Consider the following 9,854-nt stretch of genomic DNA (forward strand, 5'->3'; position numbering starts at 1 on the left):
ACATTCATATGTCTGGTGACTATAGCAAGGAGGTCACACCTGTTCCCATGCCGAACACAGAAGTTAAGCTCCTTAGCGTCGATGGTAGTCGAACTTACGTTCCGCTAGAGTAGAACGTTGCCAGGCAGTTTTAAATCGGAGAATTAGCTCAGCTGGGAGAGCATCTGCCTTACAAGCAGAGGGTCGGCGGTTCGAACCCGTCATTCTCCACCATTTATTCTTACATATTGCCGGCCTAGCTCAATTGGTAGAGCAACTGACTTGTAATCAGTAGGTTGGGGGTTCAAGTCCTCTGGCCGGCACCATGGAAGAGCCATTAGCTCAGTTGGTAGAGCATCTGACTTTTAATCAGAGGGTCAGAGGTTCGAATCCTCTATGGCTCACCATTTGCGGGTGTGGCGGAATTGGCAGACGCACTAGACTTAGGATCTAGCGCCTTACGGCGTGGGGGTTCGACTCCCTTCACCCGCATATGCAGAAGTAGTTCAGCGGTAGAATACAACCTTGCCAAGGTTGGGGTCGCGGGTTCGAATCCCGTCTTCTGCTCCATTTTTATAGTGCCGGGGTGGCGGAACTGGCAGACGCACAGGACTTAAAATCCTGCGGTGAGTGATCACCGTACCGGTTCGATTCCGGTCCTCGGCACCATTTTCAATAAAAACATATGCGCCCGTAGCTCAATTGGATAGAGCGTTTGACTACGGATCAAGAGGTTATGGGTTCGACTCCTATCGGGCGCGTTAATTATACGGGAAGTAGCTCAGCTTGGTAGAGCACTTGGTTTGGGACCAAGGGGTCGCAGGTTCGAATCCTGTCTTCCCGATATACTGTAATTATTATGGGGGCTTAGCTCAGCTGGGAGAGCGCCTGCTTTGCACGCAGGAGGTCAGCGGTTCGATCCCGCTAGTCTCCACCATATTATTTACAAACTATATAAGGCGGTGTAGCTCAGCTGGCTAGAGCGTACGGTTCATACCCGTGAGGTCGGGGGTTCGATCCCCTCCACCGCCACTATTTATTAGTTGTAAAATTATATTTAGGACCTTTAGCTCAGTTGGTTAGAGCTAACGGCTCATAACCGTTCGGTCGCAGGTTCGAGTCCTGCAAGGTCCATATAATTTTGGAGGAATACCCAAGTCCGGCTGAAGGGATCGGTCTTGAAAACCGACAGGGGCTTAACGGCTCGCGGGGGTTCGAATCCCTCTTCCTCCGTTTTACTAATGGTCTCGTAGTGTAGCGGTTAACACGCCTGCCTGTCACGCAGGAGATCGCGGGTTCGATTCCCGTCGAGACCGCCATTTAATTTTATAATTAATAGCGATTTACCTATAATAATGGAGGAATACCCAAGTCCGGCTGAAGGGATCGGTCTTGAAAACCGACAGGGCCTTAACGGGCCGCGGGGGTTCGAATCCCTCTTCCTCCGCCATTATTTTTTATTATCGCGGGATGGAGCAGTTCGGTAGCTCGTCGGGCTCATAACCCGAAGGTCGGTGGTTCAAATCCGCCTCCCGCAATATTTTATAGGTCTCGTAGTGTAGCGGTTAACACGCCTGCCTGTCACGCAGGAGATCGCGGGTTCGATTCCCGTCGAGACCGCCATCATTACATTTTTATTATGGTTCAGTAGCTCAGTTGGTAGAGCAATGGATTGAAGCTCCATGTGTCGGCAGTTCGACTCTGTCCTGAACCATTTCTTAGCCGGCCTAGCTCAATTGGTAGAGCAACTGACTTGTAATCAGTAGGTTGGGGGTTCAAGTCCTCTGGCCGGCACCATTTATGGAGGGGTAGCGAAGTGGCTAAACGCGGCGGACTGTAAATCCGCTCCTTCGGGTTCGGCAGTTCGAATCTGCCCCCCTCCATTTATTATTTTTAATAGGGGCATAGTTCAACGGTAGAATAGAGGTCTCCAAAACCTTTGGTGTGGGTTCGATTCCTACTGCCCCTGCCATGGCGGCTGTGGTGAAGTGGTTAACACATCGGATTGTGGTTCCGACATTCGAGGGTTCGATCCCCTTCAGCCGCCCTTATTATTAATGGGCTATAGCCAAGCGGTAAGGCAACGGACTTTGACTCCGTCACTCGTTGGTTCGAATCCAGCTAGCCCAGTTATTGGCGGCATAGCCAAGTGGTAAGGCAGAGGTCTGCAAAACCTTTATCACCGGTTCAAATCCGGTTGCCGCCTCCAGGTTTATGCGGGAGTAGTTCAACTTTTAGAACACGTTCCTTCCCGGAACGAGGTATAGGTGCAAATCCTATCTTCCGCTCCATAATTTAATAATAATGCGGGAGTATTTCAACTCTTAGAATACATTCCTTCCTGGAATGAGGTATAGGTGTAAATCCTATCTTCCGCTCCATAATTTAATATTTGCGAGAGTAGTTCAACTTTTAGAACACGTTCCTTCCCGGAACGAGGTATAGGTGTAAATCCTATCTTCCGCTCCATAATTGCTTCCAAAGGGAAGTTTTTTGTTTACCATTAAGCCGGTGTGGCGGAATTGGCAGACGCGCGGGACTCAAAATCCCGTTCCACTTGTGGAGTGTCGGTTCGACCCCGACCACCGGTATAATTAACTGTTATTTACATAACATAACGTATTAGAAACCTTGTAAAACAAGGTTTCTTTTTATTTCTCTCTATACAATACAAATAAAAGTGGACTCAAATGGCACACGCTTTAATAGACTCTATGTCAAATTGTAATGATGAGTTCAATATTGGAAGTTAAGCAACTATGCATTGTTTAACTTCTTTTTTTGGTATTACATTAATGATAATGATTATATTATCTGGGGTTATATATTTGTTTCAACTTTTCTAATAATATATTTGTAAAAGTGCTATTTTATTGTGCTTTATACCAAGTCGATTCAATTTATCTATCTTAATAGTAATATGGCTATTTTAATATTTACAATTTATTACATTATTAGTCACAGGATGTAATTAGTAGTATTTTAAGATTAGCATGACATTGATTAGTGAGTAGATTGTTTAAATTTACTTTATTCATTTTGTGGATTGTTATATTTAGATTAAATTAGCCAACTAATCATTGTTAAAGTTAATTTTCTATAATATGATGAGTTTAATGTTCAAATTGGAGGTCGTTTATGAGTAACGCAAATAATGCTGATAATAAACAGTTTTTCAGTAAGATTTTAAATTCTATTGGTGCTGGTGTTGTTATTGCACTTGTTCCGAATGCTCTATTAGGTGAAGTATTAAAAATATTTAAAAGTGGTAATGAAATTTTAGAATTAACGTATCAGTTAGTGATACTAATTCAATCATTTATGGCATTTATTATTGGGGTTTTAGCTGCTCATCAATTTAAATTTAATGGCGCAGGTGCTGCTATAGTAGGTACATCAGCTATGATTGGTTCAGGTGCTGTTGTATATAGTAATAATAGTTTTATGTTAAAAGGTATAGGTGACATTATAAATACGAGTTTGGTTGTTATTATTGCATGTCTTATATATATGGTATTACAAAACAAACTTGGATCTTTTGAATTAATTATATTACCAGTTTTAGTACCTATCGTTAGTGGGGGTATCGGTCTAATCACATTACCTTACATTCGAAAAATTACTCAAGCAATTGGAAATGTAATTCATTCTTTTACAGACTTAAATCCGTTGTTAATGTCTATACTTATTAGTGTGGCATTTTCATTATTAATGGTAACACCAATATCGTTAGTAGCGATTGCAACTGCGATTAGTTTAAACGGACTAGGAAGTGGAGCAGCAAACCTAGGTATAGTGGCTGCCTGTGTTACTTTCTTATTTGGCTCATTGCGTGTCAATTCTATTGGTGTAAATGCAGTTTTACTCATAGGAGCTGCAAAAATGATGATCCCAGTTTACTTGAAAAATTTAATTATTTCGATACCATTGACTATAAATGGAATAATTACTGGAATCATTGCTTACGTTCTTCAGGTTAAAGGAACACCATTGTCTGCTGGATTTGGATATACAGGATTAGTTGGCCCAATAAATGCATTTAACCGAATGTCAGGTGATTCAACAATGAATATTATTTTATTAGCACTTGGTTATTTTGTCATACCATTTGTATCGGCATTTATTGTTCATGAATTGTGTAAAAAATTCATTCCTATATATTCTAATGATATTTATAAATTTGAAGTTCCAAAACAATAATTTATAGCTTGATGACAAGAATAAGTTTTAATATATGATAAATATAGGCGTTACTGTCAATAAGATATTGATAGTAGCGCTTTTTTGATTGATTTTAAAATGTGAGATTTGTTCACGTATAATAGCGGATTTTTTATGTACAGTCTTTTAAAAAGAAGCTTTTCTTTATATTGATAAAAATACATTTATAAAACACTATTGCATCAAAATGTATTAATATGTATAATTATGAATATTAATTAGGGAGGGCTGTATAAATGAAGTGTTTAATTAGGTTTATATTAGTATTAGGGTTGTTAATTAGCAGTGCTATGGTGTATATCAATCCCACAGCACATGCTGAACAAGATCAAACATGGGAGAAGATTAAAGAACGCGGTGAACTTAGAGTGGGTCTTTCTGCAGATTATGCACCAATGGAATTTGAGCATACAGTTAATGGTAAGACTGAGTATGCAGGTGTAGATATTGATTTAGCTAAAAAAATTGCGAAAGATAATAATTTAAAATTAAAAATCGTCAATATGTCATTTGATAGTTTGTTAGGAGCTCTTAAAACTGGAAAAATTGATATTATTATTTCCGGAATGACTTCAACGCCTGAACGTAAGAAGCAAGTTGATTTTTCAGATTCATATATGATGACTAAAAATATCATGCTTGTAAAGAAAGATAAAGTTAATGAATATAAAGATATCAAAGACTTTAATAATAAAAAAGTAGGGGCACAAAAGGGAACTGAACAAGAAAAAATCGCTCAAACCGAAATTGAAAATGCATCTATTACTTCATTAAGCCGTTTACCAGACGTTATATTAGCATTGAAAAGTGGAAAGGTTGAAGGTGCTGTAGTTGAAAAACCTGTAGCAGAAGCATATTTAAAACAAAATCCTAAATTAGGAATTTCCAATGTGAAATTTAATGAAGAAGAAAAAGATACAGTGATAGCTGTGCCAAAAGATTCACCAAAATTATTGTCACAAATTAATAAAACGATTAAAGAGGTTAAAGATAAAGGATTAATCGATAAATATATGACTAATGCTGCAAATGCGATGAATGATGACAGTGGTTTTATTTCTAAGTATGGTAGTTTTTTCTTGAAAGGAATTAAGATTACAATATTAATTTCACTTATTGGTGTTGCATTAGGTTCTATTTTAGGTGCATTCGTTGCGTTAATGAAATTAAGTAAAATAAAAATTATTTCATGGATTGCTTCTATCTATATCGAAATATTAAGAGGAACACCAATGTTAGTTCAAGTATTTATCGTATTCTTTGGTATAACTGCTGCATTAGGACTAGACATTTCAGCTCTTGTTTGTGGAACAATTGCATTAGTTATTAATTCCTCAGCTTACATTGCTGAAATTATTCGTGCAGGTATAAATGCTGTTGATAAAGGCCAAATGGAAGCCGCACGTAGTCTAGGTTTGAATTATAGACAAACGATGAAAAGTGTAATTATGCCACAAGCAATTAAAAATATTTTACCAGCTTTAGGTAATGAATTTGTCACTTTAATTAAAGAATCATCTATTGTGTCAACAATTGGAGTTGGCGAAATTATGTTTAATGCACAAGTGGTTCAAGGTATTTCATTTGACCCATTCACACCATTACTAGTGGCAGCAGCATTATACTTTGTCTTAACATTTGTACTTACACGCATTATGAACATGATTGAAGGGAGATTGAATGCCAGTGATTAAAATAAACAATCTTAATAAAGTTTTTGGAGATAATGAAGTTTTAAAAGATATCAATCTTGAAATCAATCAAGGGGAAGTAGTAGCAATAATAGGTCCATCTGGTAGTGGTAAAAGTACATTGTTAAGATGTATGAATTTATTAGAAGTACCCACTAAAGGTCAAGTGATTTTTGAAGGTAATGACTTAACGGAAAAAGGGACACAAGTAGATAAACTACGTCAAAAAATGGGTATGGTATTTCAAAACTTCAACCTATTTCCACATAAAAAAGTTGTCGATAATATTATTTTAGCTCCTAAATTATTAAAGAAAGATAATAACGATGAATTACATAAGGAAGCATTGTCGTTATTAGATAAAGTGGGATTAAAAGAAAAAGCAGATGTATATCCGAATCAATTATCAGGTGGTCAAAAGCAAAGGGTAGCAATTGCAAGAGCTTTAGCAATGCATCCAGATGTTATTTTATTCGATGAACCAACTTCAGCATTAGATCCTGAGGTAGTTGGTGATGTATTAAAAGTAATGAAAGACCTAGCCAAAGAAGGTATGACCATGGTGGTTGTGACACATGAAATGGGATTTGCCAAAGATGTAAGTGACAAAGTTATATTTATGGCAGATGGCGTTGTCGTAGAGTCAGGCACACCAGTCGAAATATTTGAACAACCGCAACATGAAAGAACACAAAATTTCTTAGCAAGAGTATTATAACAACCTAACGAAGCTTGAATATATGATGCGCACCACAAAGTTATATCATATATTCAAGCTTTTTATTATTAAAATTATGTGAAATGAAACCTCAATATGAATAATGGTTGTGTTAAAATAACATAGTATTATTTAATGGGGGGCATACGATTGGATACAAAGCAGTTAAAGCAAGATATCATTGACTATGCATATACAATTGGTATCGACAGTATTGGATTTACTACTGCCGATCCCTTTGATGAATTGAAGCAAAAGCTAGAAGCATATCATGCAAATGGTTATGCCTCAGGATTTGAAGAATCTGATATTGCTTTACGAACGGAGCCTAAATTATCCTTACCAACAGCAAGGTCAATCATAGCAATTGCAGTTGGTTATCCTAACAAACTGAAAGGTGCACCTAAGAGTGTTAGAGGTGATCGCAGAGGCTTATTTGCTAGAGCATCGTGGGGTCAAGATTATCATACAATTATGCGTAAACGATTAGACATGTTAGCTTCATTTATTGAATCTAAAGTTCCAGATGTTGAAATAAAATCTATGGTAGATACGGGTGTATTATCAGATAGGGCAGTAGCAGAACGTGCAGGTTTAGGATTTGTTGGTCGTAATGGCTTTGTCATCAATCCTAAACTAGGAACATGGACATACCTCGGTGAAATGTTAGTCAGTATACCTTTTGAACCTGATGATCCATTATTAGATAGCTGTGGTGATTGTACAATTTGTGTTGATCGTTGTCCAACAAGTGCATTAGTTGGAAATGGCCAATTAAATAGTCAGAAATGCATTAGTTTTTTAACGCAAACAAAAGGCTATATGCCTGACCAATATCGTTATAAAATTGGGAATAGATTATATGGTTGCGATACGTGTCAACAAGTTTGTCCGAAAAATAGAGGTATTAATACCGAACAAGATGACATTATTTTGGAACCAGAAATTTTAAAGCCAAGATTAGTACCTTTACTACGTATGTCTAATAAAGAATTCAAACAAACATATGGTCACCTTGCAGGTGCTTGGCGTGGTAAAAAACCGATACAACGAAATGCTATTTTAGCATTGGCGCATTTTAATGAAGTGGATGCAATTCCAGAATTGAAAAAAGTTGCAATAACAGATGAAAGACCGATGATTCGAGCAACTGCTTATTGGGCCATTGGTCAAATTCTTGGGGAAGAAGCAAGAGATTTTATCAATGCTAATTATGATCAAGAGGATGCAGAAGTTCAGAATGAAATGATAAAAGGATTAGACACAAGGAGAGAATAGTAATATGACAAATCATATCGTTTTATATCAACCAGAAATCCCAGCTAATACTGGTAACATTGCACGTACGTGTGCAGGTACAAACACACATTTACATTTAATTAAACCTCTTGGATTTAGAACTGATGATAAAATGTTAAAAAGAGCCGGTTTAGATTATTGGGAATTTGTGAATATTACGTATCATGATAGTATTGAAGCATTTTTTGAAGCCACAAATGGCGAGTATTACTTATTAACAAAATTTGGTAAAAAGACTTATAGTGATTTTGATTTTTCAAATCATGACAAAGATTTTTACTTCATTTTTGGAAAAGAGACGACAGGATTACCAGACTGGGTGAAAGAGAAATATCAAGACACAGCATTAAGAATTCCTATGAGTGAACATATTCGTTCATTAAATTTATCAAATACTGCTGCGTTGTTAATTTATGAAGCGTTACGTCAACAAGATTTTCCAGGATTGAATTAAAATTCGTCTATTTTCATTATAAAATGATGCTTAAGTGCTATATTTAGAGTATAAGCATGTTAAACTTAAATGGTTTGATATATTGAAAGTTAGGGTATAATAATTATTAATATCGCCGTTTTTATGTAAAATGCAAACTAAGAGGAGTGTAGAAATCATGGCAATGAACTTTAAAGTCTTTGACAATAGTCAACTTGTAGCAGAATATGCTGCTGATATTATTAGAAAGCAATTTAACAATAATCCTACTACAATTGCAGGTTTTCATTTAGATACAGATCAAGCGCCAGTTCTAGATGAATTAAAGAAAAATGTTGAAAAACATGCTGTTGATTTTAGCCAAATAAATATTTTAGATTATGACGATAAAAAATCATATTTCGAAGCGTTAGGTGTACCAGCAGGTCAAGTTTATCCAATTGCTTATGAAAAAGATGCAATCGAATTAATCGCTGATAAGATTAAAACTAAAGAAAATAAAGGGAAATTAACATTACAAGTTGTTTCTATCGATGAGCAAGGTAAGTTAAATGTTAGTATTCGTCAAGGACTAATGGAAGCAAGAGAAATTTTCTTAGTAGTGACAGGTGCTAATAAACGAGATGTAGTTGAAAAATTATATCAAGAAAATGGTAAAACAAGCTTCGAACCAGCCGATTTAAAAGCACATAGAATGGTAAATGTTATTCTTGATAAAGAAGCGGCTGCAGGTTTACCTGAAGATGTTAAAGCTTACTTTACGTCACGCTTTGCTTAATTAAAAATCTGTGAGGTATTGATTATGTCTAAAGACAAAGATCCAAAATTAAATTATCATGAAGAAGAAAACAGTATGGTAACGGATTTTGAAGATTTAAAAGAATTAGGTAAAGAAATGGAACAAATTTCTGATCAAAATGATCAAGAAAAGAATTCTGAAGAAGACAGTCAGTAAAGTATTATAATTGTGTAATATTCAGCTATTTATCATGTAAACAATGAATAGTATAGAACCTATATCAAATAGGATTGATAATCTTGAATATGAAGTTAGGTAGCATTTTGTTACCTAGCTTTTTTATTATATTCATAGAAGCTGACTTTCCGCCAGCTTTTGTGTTTGTGGCCCGTTTCCCCAACTTGCATCGTCTGTAGAAATTGAGGATCCAATTTTTCTATGTTGTGGCCCCGCCAACTTGCATGTTATTTTAAGCTGACTTTCTGCCAGTTTCAGTGTTGGGGCTGTTTCCCCAACTTACATTGTTTGTAGAAATTGAGGATCCAATTTTTCTATGTTGTGGCCCCGCCAACTTGCACGTTATTGTAAGCTGACTTTCCGCCAGCTTCTGAGTTTGTGGCCCGTTTCCCCAAATTGCACTGTTTGTAGAAATTAGAAATCCGATTTCACTATTTTGGGGCCTCGCCAACTTACATGTTATTTTAAGCTGACTTTCCGCCAGCTTCTGAGTTTGTGGCCCGTTTCCCCAACTTACATTGTTTGTAGAAATTGAGG

7 protein-coding genes, 26 tRNA genes and 1 rRNA gene are annotated in these 9,854 nt (G+C 36.6%); all 34 read left to right on the forward strand.

From position 1 onward, the window contains the following. Positions 1 to 11 precede the first annotated feature (11 nt). Positions 12 to 126: ribosomal RNA gene (rrf, locus tag IDG63_RS11290) — 5S ribosomal RNA — on the forward strand. An 11-nt stretch (positions 127 to 137) separates the two neighbouring features. Continuing rightward, a tRNA-Val gene (locus IDG63_RS11295) sits at positions 138 to 213 on the forward strand. A gap of 16 nt (positions 214 to 229) precedes the next feature. Next, positions 230 to 305, forward strand: a tRNA-Thr gene (locus tag IDG63_RS11300). Positions 306 to 310: 5 nt separating this feature from the next. Next, positions 311 to 386: transfer RNA gene (locus IDG63_RS11305), tRNA-Lys, on the forward strand. A 3-nt stretch (positions 387 to 389) separates the two neighbouring features. Next, positions 390 to 471, forward strand: a tRNA-Leu gene (locus IDG63_RS11310). 3 nt (positions 472 to 474) lie between these two features. Beyond that, a tRNA-Gly gene (locus IDG63_RS11315) sits at positions 475 to 549 on the forward strand. Positions 550 to 559: 10 nt separating this feature from the next. After that, positions 560 to 648: transfer RNA gene (locus tag IDG63_RS11320), tRNA-Leu, on the forward strand. Positions 649 to 666: 18 nt separating this feature from the next. Then, positions 667 to 740: transfer RNA gene (locus IDG63_RS11325), tRNA-Arg, on the forward strand. Positions 741 to 749: 9 nt separating this feature from the next. Then, positions 750 to 823 (forward strand) — tRNA-Pro (locus tag IDG63_RS11330). A 17-nt stretch (positions 824 to 840) separates the two neighbouring features. Next, positions 841 to 916 (forward strand) — tRNA-Ala (locus IDG63_RS11335). 21 nt (positions 917 to 937) lie between these two features. Next, positions 938 to 1,011, forward strand: a tRNA-Met gene (locus IDG63_RS11340). Between the two features lie 28 nt (positions 1,012 to 1,039). Continuing rightward, positions 1,040 to 1,113 (forward strand) — tRNA-Ile (locus tag IDG63_RS11345). A gap of 9 nt (positions 1,114 to 1,122) precedes the next feature. Next, positions 1,123 to 1,212: transfer RNA gene (locus IDG63_RS11350), tRNA-Ser, on the forward strand. A gap of 10 nt (positions 1,213 to 1,222) precedes the next feature. After that, a tRNA-Asp gene (locus IDG63_RS11355) sits at positions 1,223 to 1,298 on the forward strand. A 38-nt stretch (positions 1,299 to 1,336) separates the two neighbouring features. Further along, a tRNA-Ser gene (locus IDG63_RS11360) sits at positions 1,337 to 1,429 on the forward strand. A 14-nt stretch (positions 1,430 to 1,443) separates the two neighbouring features. Then, a tRNA-Met gene (locus tag IDG63_RS11365) sits at positions 1,444 to 1,517 on the forward strand. A 9-nt stretch (positions 1,518 to 1,526) separates the two neighbouring features. Then, a tRNA-Asp gene (locus IDG63_RS11370) sits at positions 1,527 to 1,602 on the forward strand. Positions 1,603 to 1,620: 18 nt separating this feature from the next. Then, positions 1,621 to 1,693, forward strand: a tRNA-Phe gene (locus IDG63_RS11375). A gap of 7 nt (positions 1,694 to 1,700) precedes the next feature. Then, a tRNA-Thr gene (locus IDG63_RS11380) sits at positions 1,701 to 1,776 on the forward strand. A 5-nt stretch (positions 1,777 to 1,781) separates the two neighbouring features. Next, positions 1,782 to 1,862: transfer RNA gene (locus IDG63_RS11385), tRNA-Tyr, on the forward strand. Positions 1,863 to 1,877: 15 nt separating this feature from the next. Next, positions 1,878 to 1,951 (forward strand) — tRNA-Trp (locus tag IDG63_RS11390). A gap of 2 nt (positions 1,952 to 1,953) precedes the next feature. Then, positions 1,954 to 2,026, forward strand: a tRNA-His gene (locus IDG63_RS11395). Positions 2,027 to 2,037: 11 nt separating this feature from the next. Then, positions 2,038 to 2,109: transfer RNA gene (locus tag IDG63_RS11400), tRNA-Gln, on the forward strand. A gap of 5 nt (positions 2,110 to 2,114) precedes the next feature. Next, positions 2,115 to 2,188 (forward strand) — tRNA-Cys (locus IDG63_RS11405). A gap of 7 nt (positions 2,189 to 2,195) precedes the next feature. Beyond that, positions 2,196 to 2,270: transfer RNA gene (locus IDG63_RS11410), tRNA-Gly, on the forward strand. A gap of 103 nt (positions 2,271 to 2,373) precedes the next feature. Further along, a tRNA-Gly gene (locus IDG63_RS11415) sits at positions 2,374 to 2,448 on the forward strand. A 38-nt stretch (positions 2,449 to 2,486) separates the two neighbouring features. Then, a tRNA-Leu gene (locus IDG63_RS11420) sits at positions 2,487 to 2,570 on the forward strand. 547 nt (positions 2,571 to 3,117) lie between these two features. Further along, positions 3,118 to 4,179, forward strand: a complete 1,062-nt coding sequence (locus tag IDG63_RS11425; RefSeq protein WP_000063585.1) for a PTS sugar transporter subunit IIC — start codon at positions 3,118 to 3,120, stop codon at positions 4,177 to 4,179. A 257-nt stretch (positions 4,180 to 4,436) separates the two neighbouring features. After that, the gene (locus IDG63_RS11430; protein WP_000649908.1) at positions 4,437 to 5,894 is read left to right on the forward strand and encodes an ABC transporter substrate-binding protein/permease; all 1,458 of its coding nucleotides are present in this window, start codon (positions 4,437 to 4,439) and stop codon (positions 5,892 to 5,894) included. Continuing rightward, positions 5,887 to 6,609: an amino acid ABC transporter ATP-binding protein gene (locus IDG63_RS11435; protein WP_000590809.1), complete on the forward strand. Its 723-nt coding sequence runs from the start codon at positions 5,887 to 5,889 to the stop codon at positions 6,607 to 6,609. The genes IDG63_RS11430 and IDG63_RS11435 overlap by 8 nt, the downstream gene beginning before the upstream one ends. 150 nt (positions 6,610 to 6,759) lie before the next feature. Next, entirely contained in the window at positions 6,760 to 7,887 is a 1,128-nt protein-coding gene (gene queG, locus IDG63_RS11440; RefSeq protein WP_000379985.1) for a tRNA epoxyqueuosine(34) reductase QueG, read from the forward strand. A gap of 4 nt (positions 7,888 to 7,891) precedes the next feature. Further along, positions 7,892 to 8,362, forward strand: a complete 471-nt coding sequence (gene trmL / locus IDG63_RS11445) for a tRNA (uridine(34)/cytosine(34)/5-carboxymethylaminomethyluridine(34)-2'-O)-methyltransferase TrmL (protein WP_000181394.1) — start codon at positions 7,892 to 7,894, stop codon at positions 8,360 to 8,362. A 157-nt stretch (positions 8,363 to 8,519) separates the two neighbouring features. After that, positions 8,520 to 9,119, forward strand: a complete 600-nt coding sequence (locus IDG63_RS11450; RefSeq protein WP_001251224.1) for a 6-phosphogluconolactonase — start codon at positions 8,520 to 8,522, stop codon at positions 9,117 to 9,119. 24 nt (positions 9,120 to 9,143) lie between these two features. Further along, positions 9,144 to 9,296, forward strand: coding sequence for an SAS053 family DNA gyrase inhibitor (locus tag IDG63_RS11455; RefSeq protein ID WP_000031108.1), 153 nt, complete (start codon positions 9,144 to 9,146; stop codon positions 9,294 to 9,296). Positions 9,297 to 9,854 lie beyond the last annotated feature (558 nt).

The sequence above is a fragment of the Staphylococcus sp. EG-SA-14 genome, from assembly GCF_017151935.1.
Taxonomy (GTDB): Bacteria; Bacillota; Bacilli; order Staphylococcales; family Staphylococcaceae; genus Staphylococcus; species Staphylococcus aureus.